Annotated in this window: 14 protein-coding genes; 6 read left to right on the top strand and 8 right to left on the bottom strand. The window is 61.8% G+C overall.

Annotated elements, in window-relative coordinates; translation table 11 throughout:
- Positions 1-112: 112 nt before the first annotated feature.
- Positions 113-1420, top strand: a complete 1308-nt coding sequence (locus tag ABIB95_RS32425; RefSeq protein ID WP_354100166.1) for an MFS transporter — start codon at positions 113-115, stop codon at positions 1418-1420.
- A 7-nt stretch (positions 1421-1427) separates the two neighbouring features.
- Here the strand turns inward: ABIB95_RS32425 and ABIB95_RS32420 are convergent, their stop codons facing one another.
- Positions 1428-2066, bottom strand: coding sequence for an HD domain-containing protein (locus tag ABIB95_RS32420; RefSeq protein ID WP_166341989.1), 639 nt, complete (start codon positions 2064-2066; stop codon positions 1428-1430).
- Between the two features lie 50 nt (positions 2067-2116).
- On the bottom strand, positions 2117-2578 hold the full coding sequence (locus ABIB95_RS32415) for a carboxymuconolactone decarboxylase family protein (protein WP_354245478.1): 462 nt from the start codon (positions 2576-2578) through the stop codon (positions 2117-2119).
- A 109-nt stretch (positions 2579-2687) separates the two neighbouring features.
- On the opposite strand from ABIB95_RS32415, the gene pdxR reads away from it, so the two are divergent.
- Together pdxR and ABIB95_RS32405 are read left to right on the top strand one after the other, a co-directional pair.
- The gene (gene pdxR / locus ABIB95_RS32410) at positions 2688-4097 is read left to right on the top strand and encodes a MocR-like pyridoxine biosynthesis transcription factor PdxR (protein WP_354245475.1); all 1410 of its coding nucleotides are present in this window, start codon (positions 2688-2690) and stop codon (positions 4095-4097) included.
- A gap of 138 nt (positions 4098-4235) precedes the next feature.
- Positions 4236-5507, top strand: coding sequence for a hypothetical protein (locus ABIB95_RS32405; protein WP_354245472.1), 1272 nt, complete (start codon positions 4236-4238; stop codon positions 5505-5507).
- A gap of 51 nt (positions 5508-5558) precedes the next feature.
- Here the strand turns inward: ABIB95_RS32405 and ABIB95_RS32400 are convergent, their stop codons facing one another.
- Positions 5559-7172: a winged helix-turn-helix domain-containing tetratricopeptide repeat protein gene (locus ABIB95_RS32400; protein WP_354245469.1), complete on the bottom strand. Its 1614-nt coding sequence runs from the start codon at positions 7170-7172 to the stop codon at positions 5559-5561.
- A gap of 302 nt (positions 7173-7474) precedes the next feature.
- Here ABIB95_RS32400 and ABIB95_RS32395 point away from each other — a divergent pair, with 302 nt between their 5' ends.
- Complete coding sequence (locus tag ABIB95_RS32395; RefSeq protein WP_354245466.1) at positions 7475-8461, top strand: Bug family tripartite tricarboxylate transporter substrate binding protein; 987 nt, start codon at positions 7475-7477, stop codon at positions 8459-8461.
- A 327-nt stretch (positions 8462-8788) separates the two neighbouring features.
- On the opposite strand, the gene ABIB95_RS32390 is transcribed toward ABIB95_RS32395, so the two are convergent.
- From ABIB95_RS32390 to ABIB95_RS32375, 4 genes are all read right to left on the bottom strand, one after another.
- Positions 8789-9382, bottom strand: coding sequence for a DUF6647 family protein (locus ABIB95_RS32390; RefSeq protein ID WP_166096961.1), 594 nt, complete (start codon positions 9380-9382; stop codon positions 8789-8791).
- 336 nt (positions 9383-9718) lie between these two features.
- The gene (locus ABIB95_RS32385) at positions 9719-10234 is read right to left on the bottom strand and encodes a hypothetical protein (protein ID WP_354245463.1); all 516 of its coding nucleotides are present in this window, start codon (positions 10232-10234) and stop codon (positions 9719-9721) included.
- 61 nt (positions 10235-10295) lie between these two features.
- Entirely contained in the window at positions 10296-10757 is a 462-nt protein-coding gene (locus tag ABIB95_RS32380; protein WP_354245460.1) for a YybH family protein, read from the bottom strand.
- Between the two features lie 193 nt (positions 10758-10950).
- Positions 10951-11694, bottom strand: coding sequence for a hypothetical protein (locus ABIB95_RS32375; protein WP_354245457.1), 744 nt, complete (start codon positions 11692-11694; stop codon positions 10951-10953).
- A gap of 869 nt (positions 11695-12563) precedes the next feature.
- On the opposite strand from ABIB95_RS32375, the gene ABIB95_RS32370 reads away from it, so the two are divergent.
- Positions 12564-13997 carry a DUF1254 domain-containing protein gene (locus tag ABIB95_RS32370; RefSeq protein WP_354245454.1) on the top strand — a complete coding sequence of 478 codons (1434 nt, stop codon included), beginning with the start codon at positions 12564-12566 and terminating at the stop codon, positions 13995-13997.
- Positions 13998-14203: 206 nt separating this feature from the next.
- Positions 14204-14503 carry a hypothetical protein gene (locus tag ABIB95_RS32365; protein ID WP_028151721.1) on the top strand — a complete coding sequence of 100 codons (300 nt, stop codon included), beginning with the start codon at positions 14204-14206 and terminating at the stop codon, positions 14501-14503.
- 83 nt (positions 14504-14586) lie between these two features.
- Here the strand turns inward: ABIB95_RS32365 and ABIB95_RS32360 are convergent, their stop codons facing one another.
- Positions 14587-15366 (bottom strand): helix-turn-helix transcriptional regulator, encoded by a 780-nt coding sequence (locus tag ABIB95_RS32360; protein WP_354245450.1) that lies wholly within the window; start codon positions 15364-15366, stop codon positions 14587-14589.
- Between the last annotated feature and the right edge of the window lie 50 nt (positions 15367-15416).

Below are 15416 nucleotides of genomic sequence, written 5' to 3'. Positions count from 1 at the left end.
CGCGCCTCCGATGTTGACGCGGGCTGGCGCGGGTTTAAGTACGACGACAAATCTTGCAGGGGTGGCGACGTTCGCTGGGCTGATTCCCGTTGCCGCCACCAATGCAGGACACATGACGACCTCGCCTCACGCGACCTCGCCCCGCGCCTCAGCGCCCCCTCACCTCGCCATCGTCCTGTTCTCGCTCGCGATGGGTGGTTTTGCGATCGGAACCACCGAATTCGCATCGATGAGCTTGCTGCCGTTCTTCGCCGCCGACCTCGGGATCGACGAGCCGACCGCGGGGCACGCGATCAGTGCCTACGCGCTCGGCGTAGTGCTGGGCGCGCCGCTGATCGCCGTGCTTGGCGCGCGGTTCGCCCGGCGCACCCAGTTGCTGGCCCTGATGGCCGTGTTCGCGCTCGGCAACGCGCTCACCGCGCTCGCGCCGGGCTTCGGCTGGATGATCGCGGCTCGATTTCTGTCGGGATTGCCGCATGGCGCCTATTTCGGCATCGCCGCGCTGGTCGCGGCCTCGCTTGTTCCGCAGCACCGCCGCTCGCAGGCGATCGGCCAGGTGATGCTCGGCCTGACCTCTGCCACGATCATCGGCGTGCCCTTGGCCAATCTGATCGGCCAGGCGGTCGGCTGGCGCGCGAGCTTCGGCCTCGTGTCGGTGCTGGCGTTGATCACGGTCCTGCTGTGCGCCCTTTTCGCGCCGCGCGACCAGGCCGGTCAATCGGATCCACGGCGAGAGCTTGCGGCGCTCAGAAGCGGCCGCGTCTGGATCACGCTGGCGATCGGCGCCATCGGCTTCGGCGGCATGTTCGCTGTCTACACTTATCTGGCGACGACCCTGATCGAGGTCACCAAGGTCGGCCCCGCGGTCATTCCGTTCTTTCTGGCCGTGTTCGGCATCGGCGCCACGCTCGGCAATCTGTTCGTGCCGCGCTTTGCCGACCGCGCCTTGATGCCGACGGCGGGCGTCATCCTGCTGTTCGCCGCGGTCGCGCTGCTGCTGTTTCCGCTTGCCGCCGGCAATCCCTGGCTGCTCGCGGTGGACGTCTTCGCCATCGGCGCGAGCGTCTCGCTCGGCGCCGTCCTGCAGACGCGGCTCATGGACGTCGCGGGAGACGCACAAGCGCTCGCTGCTGCGCTCAATCATTCGGCGTTCAACACCGCCAATGCGCTCGGCCCGTTCCTGGGCGGCCTTGCCATTCGCGAGGGGCTGGGCTGGACCTCCACCGGTCCCGTCGGAGCCGCGCTCGCGCTTCTTGGCTTCCTGATCTGGATCGTCGCCGCGCGCGAGGCCGGAGCCGCGCCGGTCGAGGACGCCTCGAGCGACGCTGCCTTGCTGAAGGACGCTCCCGCGCGGCCGGCGCCACCGCTGGCGCCGGATGACCGAAGCCGTTCGGATGCCGTCAGGGATCCGGTGGCTTAGCGGCAGCTCAGCTTTGCCAGGGTGTGTTGCGGATGCGCGTACACACGTTCGGCTTGTGGAAGCTGGGATCGTGATCCTGGATATAGTCGAAATTGACGGTCCCGAATGTCGTCTGCGGCTTCTTCAGCGCTGAGCAGGTCTGCACCTTCAAAAACTCGTTCTTGAAATCGCCGCGCGGAAACGCAGCGATCACCTGATCGCGCTGCTCCGGCGTGTACTCGTCATATCCAACGGCTCCGACGTCCACCACAACTCCTGCCCTCGTGAGGGCGATTTCCGGTCTCATATATTCCGGAATACCGGGTGTGGTGTGCAGCGCAATCGCCTCCCAGACCAGATCGGCCTGCGGCTCGGCGATGCCGCGTGCCCGGAGAAAGTCCCGCGCGGCGTCGGCACCGTCGACCTCAAATCGCTTTGTCTCGGTGTGGTAGTGATCGACCAGGCCGAGGTCGTGAAACAGCGCCGCGACATAAAGCAACTCGGAATCGAATTTCAGCTTCTGACGCAGCCCCTTCATCGCGCCGAACACGTAGACGCGGACCGAATGGTTGAACAGCATCTCGTCTTCGTAGCTGCGCACCAGCTCGGCGGCCTCGCGCGCCAGCTTGCTGTCGGGAATTTTCACGCCGGAAATCACGCTCGTCATTTTCTAACTCCTGCCTTGCATTGACGTCGGCCGATGCCGTTCGTAGCCCGTCAGGCTGTCTTCTCGACGGCGGCCTGCGGCGTCTTACGGAAGCTGATCGCCATACGATTATACGTGTTCATCAGGCCGATCGCGATGGTGAGATCGACGAGCTCGCGCTCCTCGAAGACCCCGCGCGCGGCTTCATAGGCCTGATCCGGCACGCCGGTATCCGCGACGCGGGTCTCCGTTTCGGCCCATGCGAGGGCGGCGCGCTCGCGCGCGTCGAACAGATTGCCGGCTTCCTCCCACGCCTGCAGCAGAGCGAGCTTTTCGATCTTCACCCCGCTCTTGAGCAGATCGCGCATATGCATGTCGAGGCAGTAGGCGCAGTTGTTGATCTGGGATACGCGCAGATAGACGAGGTTGATCAACCCCGCAGGAAGATTGCTCTGCATGATGTAGCCGTACACGCCGCCCAGCGCTTTCACACCCGCCGGCGCGATACGGTCGTAGTCGAGACGCCCTGTCATTGTCCTGCTCCTTGATGATCGATGCCCGGCCCTTGTCTCCGCCATAAATGGCCCTGCCCTGGTCCACAAAAAAGCACCAAGAATGCACAAAAATCGTGTACCAAGGGACATGACCAAACCGATCCGGCTGGAACTGGATCGATCTGCGAAGACGCCGCTGGCCGAGCAGATCCATGGGGGCATCAAGGCCGCCATCGCGAACGGCGTGCTCGCACCGGGAGCTCGACTGCCCTCCTGGCAGGACCTGGCAGCCCAGCTTGGCGTCGCGCGGGGCACCGTACGCGCGGCCTATGAAAAGCTGTCCTCCGCCCAACTGATTGTCGCGTCACGCGCGACCGGCACGCATGTCGCGGATCGGCCGTCCTTTCCCGTTCGCAAGGACAAGGCCCCGGCTCCCGGCTCGTTCATGGAGATGTACCAGGAGCTCACGGCGGGGCCGGCGATCTTCCAGATGGGCGTGCCTGCGCAAGAGACCTTTCCTGCGACGCTGCTCGCAAGGATGCGCGCGCAGGCGGTTCGCGCCGAAATGAGCGCGCCGGCGATCTATCCGGATCCGCGCGGCGAGCTCGACTTGCGGCGCGAGATCGCAGCCTACCTCGCGCTGGCGCGCGGGATCGCGTGCACGCCGTCGCAGATCATCATCACCAGCGGTTTCAGCGGCGGCCTCGGATTGGCGCTCCGTGTCCTCGGCCTCGAGCCAAAGAAGAAAGTCTGGGTGGAGAATCCGGGCTTTCCCTTCACGCGGCACGGTCTCGCGCTTGCCAGACTGTCGATCGCGCCGATCCCGGTCGACGCCGACGGCATCGATGTCGAATATGGCCTGAAGCATGCTCCCGACGCAGCGCTGGTTGTCGTGACGCCCGGACAGCAGGCGCCACTCGGATCCACATTGTCGCTGGCGAGGCGTTCGCGCCTGCTCGATTGGGCCGCCCGACGCAAGGCGTGGGTGATCGAGGATGACTATCTCAGCGAGCTTCAGCTCAAGGGCCGGGCCACGCCGGCGCTCGCCTCGCTCGATCGCGCGGGCCGCGTCATCCATATCGGCTCTTTCAGCAAGACCGTGACCCCTGCCCTGCGGCTCGGCTTTGTCTTTGCACCGGCCGCCCTGGCGTCGCGATTTGCCGAGGCCGCGGCTTGCCTCGCACCGGCGCCCGGGCCCGCGGTGCAGCTCGCGACCGCCGATTTCATGCGCGAGGGCCATTATCTGCGGCATCTCCGGCGCACGAAGCGGGTCTACGCCGCGCAAGGCGATGCATTGCTGAAACAGCTTCGGACACGCACCGCCAACGTTGCGCTTGCCGGATTGGCAACGGTCCTGCGGCTGCCGGATGGAGCGCCCGATCTCGCCATCGCCAGGGAAGCAGCATCGTTCGGACTGGCGCCTACTCCGCTGTCGCTGTGGTATGCGTCCACGGCTTCGGCGCGCCCCGGTCTGTTGCTGGGTATCGCCACATCGCCGCAAAAGCGGATCGAGGCGTCCTGCGACAGGCTCTTCGAAATCATCGATCGTCTGACGTGACGAACGCTGTATTTCGAGAAAGCACGATGTGCCGCCCGGCGCAATAAACGCGGCCCGGCATGCCACCGAAAGTTGTAGGCGCGCCGATCATCATATAACGTCGGCGCCTATCTTCACCGCGCGTGGCCCAGTCGTTACATGCTTGCCCGTATTTTGTTTCTCGTGGCCATGCTGCTTCCATGCGCGCCGCATGCCGAGGAAACGCCTGCCGAAAATGCCGGATTTGCGCGCAGGCTGACGATCTATCTTGCCAAGGGGGCGCCGGACGCGTGCGGGCCCGGCTGCGACCGCTGGATCGCCATCGAGGGCGAGATCGATGGGGACGCCGCACCGCGCATTCGCCGCTTCCTGGCCGGCGTCAAGGACACCCAGCGTCCGATCTACCTTCATTCGCCCGGCGGGAAGGTGGAGCAGTCCTACGTCATCGGCCGGCTGCTGCGCAGTCGCAAGGCGGTCGCACGGGTCGGCCGGACGATCGCAACGGCGTGCGCCGCCGGCACACAGGTGGACGCCGCATGCCTGAAGACCAAGGCCGCCGGCGGCGAGGTCGAAGCGGAGCTCACGACATATCATGCGATGTGCAACTCGGCCTGCGGTTACCTGTTTCTCGGGGCGACATCACGCGAGGTCGCTCCCGACGCCGCCCTGGCGGTCCATAACTCCAGGCTGGTCCTCGTCTTTCACGGGCATCCGGCGCCGCAGGCGGTCGCGGAATACAGGCAGCGCCGGATCGCGAACGCCGACCGCGACCGCGCTGCGTTCATCGCGACGATGGGGATCAGCCGCGAGCTCGACGGTCTCATCCGTACCGTGAAGTTCGAAAGCCTGCATATGCTGACGCGAGCCGAGCTCTATCGTTTCGGAATCGACACGCGACCGTTTGCCGAAGGGATGTGGAGGCTGGAGAAGGCAACGCGGCCGTTCATCAGCAAGATCGCGGTGATGAAGAAGGAAAGCGGCTCTTCGTTCCGGACGATGGAGTGGCGCATGTTTTGCGAAACCAGGGATCGCGTGCCGCTGCTGTTCGCGGGCGAGATCGACGAGGCGAGCGTCGGCAAAAGTACGATCATGATGACGGCGGACGCCGACAAGGACCAGGAGGCCGGAGGGTTTCCGGTGCGGGCCGCGAAGTACGAGATGTGGAGCGGCAGCATCGACCCTGACATGGTCAAGGCGATCATGGCGTCCCGCTCCCTCCATATCCGGCGGACCACGCCGATGCCGGACGAAAAGGTGGACGTCGCGAAATTCGACATCGACCTGACGGGCCTGGCGTCGATGCGGACGCAGCTTGCGGCGGCGTGCTCGTCGGTCGACGCCAAGCCGAAAGGTCCCTGGCCGGCAAGCCCTTGGCCAGCAACTCCGCTGCCGAACGTCACCGCGCCGCCCTCGGCCGTGCCGTCGCCGTAAGCGCAGGAGCGCCCGATCCTTGTTGGGCGCGGACCGGCAACCTCCTGCCGTTCATCCCTCCGGCACCCCGGCCATGCGCATGCCCTCATACACACGCTCGCGTCCGGCGAGATAAGCCGGATGGTCGTTCGTCACGCGGGCCCGGTAGCGGCGGAGAGTGAAGGTCGGATTGAGCACAAGACCCGCCTGCGCGGCGGCCCGCGCCTCGTCCGGTGAGCCGAGCAGCGACAGCGCAGCGGCGAGATAGTAATGCGGGAGGGGATGATTTCGGTTGGCCTCGATGCTCCGGCGCAGCCAGGCAACCGCTTCCACGTCGGCGCCGAGAAACAATTTGGCGAGACCGACAAACATGAACCACCGGTAGGCGTAGGAATCGCGAGGAGAGAGGCGAAGCGCCTCGCGGATATGGGCCTCGGTCTCGCTACTGCGACCGAGAAAAAACTTGGCGAGACCGATGAAGGCATGAGCGTCGGCCAAATTGTGATCCAGAGCCAACGCCCGCTCGCATTCAGCGATGGCTCGGGCCGGGTTGCTAAATGATTGGACCAGACCCAGGATGCTACGGGCCCGAGCATGGTTTGGCGCAAGGGACAGAGCCTTGGTTGAGGCTGCCTCGGCCGCCGCCAAGTGCGCTTTCCAGTCGTCGGTGACAAGATTGGCCCCAAGCGCCGCTTCAACCCGCGCCGAGCCGACCAGCGCCTCGATATTGTCGGGATCGAGTGCCAGGGCGCGGTCGAAAAAGGCCTGCGCTTGCGTCATGTATTGCGGGGTCGTCCCATTGTTCTCGTACGCCCAGCCCTGGAAATACAGGTCCATTGCATCGGGATGGGTTGAACGTTCCGCTCGCCGCGCTTCAACCTGAATGAGCTGGGCATTTAGCGTGTTTGCGAGCCGCGATACGATCTCGTCCTGCATGTCGAACAGGTCGGCGACGGGTTTCTCGAACCTCTCGGCCCATAGGTGATTGCCAGTTTCGGCATCGATCAGCTGAACATTCACCCGAAGCCGATTGCCGCCTCGTTGCACGGAACCTTCGAGCACATAGCGGACGTTCAACTCGCGTCCGACTTGCTTTACATCGACGGCTTTGCCTTTGAAGGTGAAAGCGGTGTTACGCGCGATCACGAATGAGCCACTGATGCGCGAAAGGTCCGTGGTCAGGCTGTCGGTCACGCCATCAACGAAGTAATCCTGCTCGGGATCACCTCCGAAGTTCGCGAATGGCAGCACGACGATGGAAAGGCGTGGCGCAGGAATCGACATCGCAACTGTTGCGGCATCGGACCGATCTGGATCAGCGGTACCCTGAAACTGTTCACCAGAATCGGCTGTGGGCGCCGCGTCTGCGGGCCTCTGCACTTCCTGCACCGTTCCAACAAAACGGAAGCCCTTGCGCTGCAGGGTTTTGATGAGACGCTGTTTTTCGCCGGAATCGCCAATCACACTCCGAGCGACGTTCAGCCGCGTCGTCAGTGCCGCATCGGACACGACACGGCCGTTCCAGATGGTCTTGATGAGGTCGTCCTTGCTTACGACCCGTTCCCTGTTGCGGATCAGGTAGTCGAGCAGGTCGAACACCTGCGGCGCAACCGAGACCACGTGCGCCCTGCGGTAAAGCTCGCGAAGGTCGGTGTCGAATGCGTACTCGTCGAAGAGATACCGCAAGCTGGCAATTCCCTGGGTGGCTTTCCCCCGTCGGTCTCTCGCGCCGGTTGCAGCGCAAGAATAAGCCGCCGGTGAAGAGAATGTAAGCAGAATGTCAAGAGCGCCCGCCCATGGCCTGCTACCATCCTCGGGACGGCACAATTTGCTCAGGAAGCAATCCATGAGCACGACCAACGGCTTGCCGTACCGCGCAGCAGTGCCCCGAGCAGCGGCTCAGGATTCAACGTAGGGCCGTCCGCCTGAAGGACTGGCAGCAACGCCACGACGCGCGTCCTCGGAATACAAACATGATGGAGACCGTGATGGCACTGAAGATCACGCGCCGCGCCTTCATCGCAACCGGCGCAGCCACCATCGCTTTGTCGTATCATGATAGCGGGTGGACGCAGACCTGGCCCTCCCGGCCGATCAAGATTGTTTGCGCCTATCCCGCCGGCGGACTTGCGGACACCCTCGCGCGCGTCTACGGCGAATACCTCTCCCAGAAGCTCGGCCAGCCGGTGATAGTTGAGAATAAGGCGGGTGCCAGCGGTTCGATCGCTGCAGCAGCCGTGAAGCAATCGCCACCGGACGGTTACACGTTACTCCTCGCCATCACCGCAACTCTGGTGCAAAGCCGGGTGCTATTTAAGACTTTGCCATACGACGCCGACAGGGACTTCGCGCTCATTTCCAGCATGTCGGCAGGATATCTGCCGTTGGTCGCCTATAAGGCGACCAACGCCACCAATTTAAAGGAGTTCGTCGAATACGCCCGCAGAAACGTGACGAACGTCGGGACCTTCGGCGCAGGCTCCTACCCTCATATCGTCGTTGCAGAGCTCAACAAGCAGTACGGGCTGCAGATGAAAGCCGTGCACTACCGCGGCGAAGCGCCGATGTGGCAGGACCTCGCGGCCGGCGTGCTCCAGGCGGCGATGGGGAGTTACGCCAATGCCGTCAACGCGCTGGAATCCGGAGTTGGGAGGGCAATCGCCGTGCAGACGAGGACGCGGAGCAGAAAGCTTCCCGACGTTCCCACATTCTTCGAGCAGGGTGCCGAGTCCGAGCTCTTTGCTATGACCGGTTACGTCTTTCTTGCCGGTCCCATCGGCATGCCGCAGGACATCGTGGAGCGTGTTTCCGGCCTGATGGTAGAAGCCGGCAAGACCGACAAGATACAGAAGCTGCTCGACTCGTACGGCATCGATGAGTCCGCTCAAGGACATGTCGCGTTCAGAAAGCTGTACGACAGCGAAACGCCTCCTTTGTTGGCTGCCGTGAAGGCATTGGGGCTGACGCCTGAATAGCGTGCGGATGCCCGCGCCCGTCCGCCTTGCAGATCGCCGCGGGCCACGAGCGGACCTGTGCGCCACCGGCTGAACGGATGAACCCGTCACCTTAGGAGAACTCAGGGAACAAGCACCGCTGGCATTAGTCCTGTCGGCAGCGGTACAAACTGATTCTGCTGCCCCCGAGCCATCGCCAGGATCGCCAATGCAATTGCGAGGACCGCCAGGAGTCTGGCCATCAATCAAATCCGCTGAATATCTTGTTGGTACGTACGAGATGAGCTTGGCTTTGCGCTCCTTTGGAAAGGCAATCGTTCGACAGCGACTTGGATCGACCGGTCACACTCAATACATGCATGCTGAAGTAATCAGCACCGTGAACATGTCGACGTCGAACTCGTTCTCCAGGCTAAGCCCGAACCGCTCCAGCCATTTATCCTGAGCCAGGTAGGCCAACTTCTCTCGCGCCTGTGGGCAGACAAATTTGAGCCCTCCAACATTCTGAAGGTGATGGACCATTTCGTGTACCAGGACCGATTGATCGGTCGGCGAAGTGCCGCCCCAATCATCAGGAAGCAGGATCGTTCTCGTCTCGTTGTCGTAAAGTGCGACAACCTCGCGCTGAGCTAGTTGTCCATCGCTTTCCATGAAGCCTTGCGAAGAAGTACGGTCCCTTGCACGCAACCTCGCAAGCTCCATCTTCGACGCAAATTCAACGACGGGACGCTGTTTGATGGCAGGCAGGTCGAAATTCGATGAGAGCCAAGTCACAATGTCATCCAACAGGGCTTCCGCAAGTTGAGCTGCATCAGAATGCAACGAAACCGAACGCGACTCGGCGGACGCGCTGCGCTCCAAAGCATATTCGCAATCGGCTTTAGAGGATGTGGCTAACGTCAGGGAGGCTATCGCCGCGACCAAGAGGAATTGCTTGAACATGACCCTCTCCTCAGAGGCTGTTCGAAAAACACTCTTCAGAAAATCAGTCAGCAGTAGAATGGCTGGAACATAGCACTTGCCTGGCGACGTCGTTGTGAACCCATTCACACCCAAAGAACTCACAACGCCGTCGGTCACCGAACATGCTGGCGAGCGGCGTACCTCGTACTTCACCGGGACACCGGCCGGCCGTTCAGCGGACGACGGAACCACGTCGCTAGTGCGTGACAGCGGACATGAGCGCCAGGGCAAACCGTTCAGAAGACGTTGCTGCCTTGGCATCCCGAACTGCAGCAATCAAGGCCGTGCGCGGCTGCTGGAATTCGGCGGACGAACCTAGTTCGTCTTGACGAACTTGTACGTCCCCTTCTTGTGGCCAATGACCTGACTGATGCCATCGAAGTTGCTCTTGAGAGGGTCGATGGTGACGACGAGCGTGGCCTGGAGACCTTCGAATTTCCCGGTCCCACCGGTTATGTTGCAATTGTTGGGGGATGCGGGCATCCAGTCGCATTGCTCGAACAACTGGTCGCCGTCCTTGTCGACGTAAGTACAGAACCCGTGAATTTCGGCGGTCTTCGCAGACGGATCCGTCAGGCGGCTGAGCTGACAACGTCCACCCATGTTGTTGAGTACAGGATTTCCCGCCTCGTTTGAGGCTGCCATGGCTTGGTTCATGACAGCAAATTCTCTGCCGCCGCCGATCGCCATCGGCTTGGGAGCAGGAATCGGCGTCGCGGTGAATATGACCGAGACGGGGCCCTCCGGCGGCATGCTCTGAGCCTGGACACTCGTCGTTGCCAGAACCGATGCGACTGAAAGCAATGCGAGGCTTGCGTGCAAAATGGCCATCGTTGACTCCCTTTGAGGTGGCGCAGAGAACGATTGCGGGCAGAGAAGGCTATGCCTTGAGTTATTTTGCGGCCTGCTGCGGCTGGGGCGGCGGCGGTTTGGGGACCGACGTGAGCATGCGAATCTTCCATTGCCCGTCCTCACGAACATCGAGAGCGGTCCAAACAACGGTGAAGTCTATGGGAGCGCCTGTCTCGCTGTTGCCGGTAACGCGAGATTCGCCGGTGACCAGAGCCATGCTTTCTGACAATGACTGAACCTCGATCGTCTTGACCTCGAGGCGACTAACTCCCGTCTTGAAAGCGTTCTCATAGTATCTGGCATTGTCCACGACGCCGTCTTCCGTCACGCGCATATAGTTCTTGGTGTAGAGCGAAGTAATCCCGGCGGGATCCTTGTTGCTGAAGTACCGCTCGTATGCTGAACCTATCTTTCCAATTTCCTCCTTGAGATTTTGATCTGACGCAGTCGCAGGAATTGCCGATAGTAACAGCGAGATACATACAGCTCCAAATCCGCGCATAATGTCACTCCCTACTGTTGACGCCGCTCCAGACGAGACTTGAGACCAGGCTTGCCTCCATCCCCGTGAACTCCCGACGCCGCTGCATTTGAGCCGGCAGCCTCGTTGTTCTCCATGGACAGGAAGTCTCCCTTGATCTGACGCGAGGAATTTTCTCCGCAGTCAGCGCTGCTCGAAACTTGGTTGTTCGTCTTCATGGTGGCAGCAGAGCGGCCGCGATTCCGCCGCTAAGGTCAGGCGGCCGCACGAAGAGAAAACGGGAGGTCGCCGGTATTTCAGCGTCATCTCGGCCGTCCTGGCCGATCAGGATCAATCCGGCTCCGCCATTTGCCACGTTGAGAACCACGGGCTCTCCGCTCCACGTCTTGATCGGCTGCATTCCCACGATGAGGAATTCACCCATGGGCTGATCGAGATACTGAAGACGCAATTGCGGACCGACCTCCGCTGCCGCAAGTTCAAAGCCGAGTTGTCGGGCCCGTGCGTAAATGACGGCCAGAGGCACGCTATCGGTCTTGAAGCCGAGCTGGACCGCGGATACCGCCACAAGCTCCACGTCCATCTTGTTGGAACTGACCGTAAAGGCCGGTCGAGCGAGAACTTCCGCGGCCAGCCCGCCGATGTTGCAGCCGACCGCATCCAATGCATCGCGCAACGCAACGGAGTTGCCAAAAGTGCCGACCGCAATCGTCTTCCATGTCGGAACGTCGCGGACGGACGCGATGAGTTTTTGCGGCAAATCAACTGCACGAACCTTGCCGAGTTTCAGTTGATTCTGTAGCACGTCGCGCGCCGAGCATTGTCCCCACGCCCTGGGCGCGAACTGAAACAAGGAAGCGGCACAGAGCAACGCAACCATCAAGCAATGGCTGCCCCATCTCGCGTTCGGATGGTGATGTGGTGCGGCGCGATCCGCTTGGCTTGTCAGAATGCACATGTCGAATATCGACTTGTTGCAAAATTCAACTGAAAAGAACCCGCCTCCGAGTCAATGGGAAGAACGGAGGCCAATGAAAAACATCGCCCGACCGAACTCAAAAGGGGGGCCGGAGGCGGGGAGCTATTGGCTCAACTATTACAATTTCAAATGAACGGGCGGCGGTCCGTAAGCCCGATCGCCCGTCGCATCAAACCGAAAGCGGAATGACGTGTTCAAACGTAGCACCACGAGTCCCTCGGTACAATCAGCAACTCCGCCCACCAGCGTGCATTGCGATCACTCGATCGCGCTTCGCCGCGAACACCACTCCGAGGCCGCAGACGTTTGTCATGGGTCACAAGCCGCGACTGTTCGCCGCAAGCTCATCGACGACAATCGCCCGATCGCGCCGTCGCGCGTCCGTCGGCCGCGCCACGTGACGACCCCTGTGCCTATCACAATCGGCCGCGCGCAGACGCCGGAGCATTCATCGAGCTATTCTCGGCAGATGGGCTCACATCATCAGCGTCCGACCTCAAGACGACGAATCATCGGATGAAGGGCTGCTCCATTTCGAGCACACGAGGTTGCAATCCAATGACGATCCGGCGCTGAAGCTCGTCATCTAAACGCCGGTCTCGGACGTCGGTTCACGATCGCCTGGCGTCAGCTTTTGAGGGCCAAGCGGAGCGCAGCGATCCGTCAGAGCAACGCCGCTCGTGACCCGTCGGCGGACTCCCTTGATCTAGATCAACCAGAACGCGGCGCTTCGCCGCTTAGCTGGCTCATCCTCCTTTGCCTGAGTTGGAGGGAAATAGGAAAACACCCGCAGTGGCGGCACTACATCGCCCCACTCGGCCAATGCAGCGAATTTCAGGAGAACCCTTATGCAAAAGCATCTGTTGTCGCTTGCTGCGATCCTGTCGGGTTTGAGTCTCATCGTGTCGACATCGACCCCGAGCGCCGCTCAATCGATTTCTGCGGAAGAGGCACAAGCGATCGCTGCGGAGGCCTATGTTTACTTCTATCCGCTCGTGACGATGGACCTGACGCGCAAGCAGCTCATCAATTCCGATCCCAAAACTGCGGCAATAGGCGGTCCTCCGAACACATTCGACAATATCCAGGCCTACCCGACCGCAGACATGAAGGCGGTGGTGCGGCCCAATTTCGACACGCTGTATTCGAGCGCCTGGCTCGACCTGACCCGCGAACCCATGGTCGTTTCGGTTCCCGATACCGGTGGCCGCTACTACCTGCTGCCGATGCTCGACATGTGGACGGATGTGTTCGCGTCGCCGGGATGGCGTACGACAGGCACCAAGGCAGCAAATTTCCTGGTCGTGCCGCCGGGCTGGAACGGAAACGTGCCGGCGGGCTTCGCACGTATCGACGCGCCGACGCCTTATGTCTGGATCATCGGCCGCACCAAGACCGATGGTCCTGCCGACTATGCTCCGGTTCACGAGGTGCAGAAGGGGTACAAGATCACACCGCTATCTGGGTGGGGTAAGCCCCCGGTCGCCGTGACACAGACCATCGATCCCAACGTTGACGTCAAGACGCCGCCGAAGCTGCAAGTCGACACGATGGCAGGCGATAAGTTTTTTGCCTATGCGGCGGAGCTATCCAAGGTCCACCCGCCACACATCACAGATGAGCCGATCATCGCGCGCATGGCGCGGATAGGGCTCGAACCGGGCAAGACGTTCGATATGACCAAAGCCGATGCGACGATACGGAAAGCTATCGAGGATGCGCCGGCTCAGGCGCAAAAACTGATGGCATGGAAAGTCCCTACACTGGCGCGCGTCGCAAATCACTGGTCCATGAACACGGACACGATGGGCGTCTACGGTAACTACTACTTGAAGCGCGCGATCGTCGCGCAGCTCGGGCTCGGCGCTAATCTGCCGGAGGACGCGATCTACCCGAACAGTGTTGGCGATGAAAACGGCAAGCCGCTCGACGGCGCAAACAAATACATCGTCCGCTTTGCCAAGGACGCGGTGCCGCCGGTCGAGGCATTCTGGTCAATCACCCTGTATGACGATGAAGGCTTCCAGGTTGCCAATCCACTCAATCGCTTTGCGGTGAGCAGCTGGATGCCGTTCAAACGCGAGGCCGACGGATCGCTCACGCTCTACGTCCAGAATGACAATCCGGGCGGCGATCGCGAAGCCAACTGGCTGCCCGCGCCCAAAAGCCCGTTCAACCTCACCATGCGTCTTTATGCGCCAAAGTCGGAGGCATTGACCGGCGTGTGGAATCCACCCGCCATCAAGCGGGTCGATAGTGAAACCGTTGGCCGGCAGCAATGACAATGCCAAGGGAGCCCGGCCGGGCAAGGCACGCGCGGCGCATTTAAAGCGCCCGAGAAAGGGCAGAGTTGATTCCGCTCGCGAAGCCTGAACCAGGATCACGCCGCCGAAGACGAACCTTCATCGAGATCGAACGGGAGGTTCGCTCCTCAAACGTCGCTCGATAATTGCCTCTTGGACAGTTTACACAGCTAAGGAGGTAGCCCATGCCGATCGTTCAATTTACTCGCTTCAAAACCGACAAGGTCGAGGAAACGGTCCAGATCATCCGGCAGGCGAAGAAAATCTTTGAAAAACACGGTGCCGAGTTTCTTCGGCTCTCCCGTTTCCACACCGGTCCCTGGGCAGGAGAGTTGCTGGTTACGACGCGCTACTCCAATTGGGAAGTCTACGGCAAGGTGCAGGAGGCCGTATCAAAGGACGCGGAGTTCGCGCAGCTGCAGGCTGATGGAATGAAGATTGCCGAACTACAGGGCCGCAACATCGCCGTCAGCATCGATCTCTAGTCGGGGCGCCGCCCCGCAAACCACAATAAGCGCGGAGGCCGCCGGACATATGCCGGTGGCCTTCCCGATCTGGTGACGGCGTTCTACGCCCCGACTGGCGTATAGATCACGAGCTTCAGCGCGGGATCGTCGTTGGCCTGAAAACTCGTGTGCTCGAAATGGAGCACGCCCAGAGTTGGATGAGACATCGTCTTGAGGCCCGAGGCGGTGCTGCGGATTTCGTGGGCCTCCCACCATTTGACGAATTCCGGGCTGCCCTGCCGCAGCCGCGTCAGCAATTCCGCAAAGGCGGGATCGCCGGCCCAGACGTCGTGGGTGGCGCGAAACATCGCGACCATGCGCTTGGCGACCTCCGCCCAGCCCGTGCCGTAAGCCTTGCGCGTCTGCTTGTTGGTCATCATCAGGAGCATCGTGTTGCGATCCTCCTCCGGCAACCGGCCGAACGCAAAAACCTGCTCGGCGGCTTCGTTCCAGGCCAGCACGTCCCAGCGCCGCCCGGTGATATAGGCCGGATGCGGCAGGCTCTCGATCAGCCGCAGGATCGGCGGCGGCACGATCTCGCGCGTGAACGCCCGCTTGTCGCCGTCGCGCGCAAGCGCCTTGAGGTGCGCATGCTCGGTCTTGCTCAGCCGCAGCGCACGGGCGAGCGCATCGACGGTCGTCACCGAAGGGCTGACGGTGCGGCCCTGCTCGAGGCGGATGTACCAGTCGACACCGATGCCGGCGAGCTGGGCGACCTCCTCGCGGCGCAGGCCCGCGGTGCGCCGGCGGCTGCCCGCGGGAAGACCGACCGTCTTCGGCGTCAGCTTTTCGCGGCGGGACCGCAGGAAGTCGCCGAATTCGATGCGGCGCGGGTCGGCCATGATGTTGCGCTCCGATGGAGGGCCTTCGTAATACTAGGATAATACCAGGC

Source organism: Bradyrhizobium sp. LA2.1 (assembly GCF_040547725.1).
Taxonomy (GTDB): domain Bacteria; phylum Pseudomonadota; class Alphaproteobacteria; order Rhizobiales; family Xanthobacteraceae; genus Bradyrhizobium; species Bradyrhizobium barranii.
This window is presented reverse-complemented; position numbering and strand designations above follow the sequence as displayed.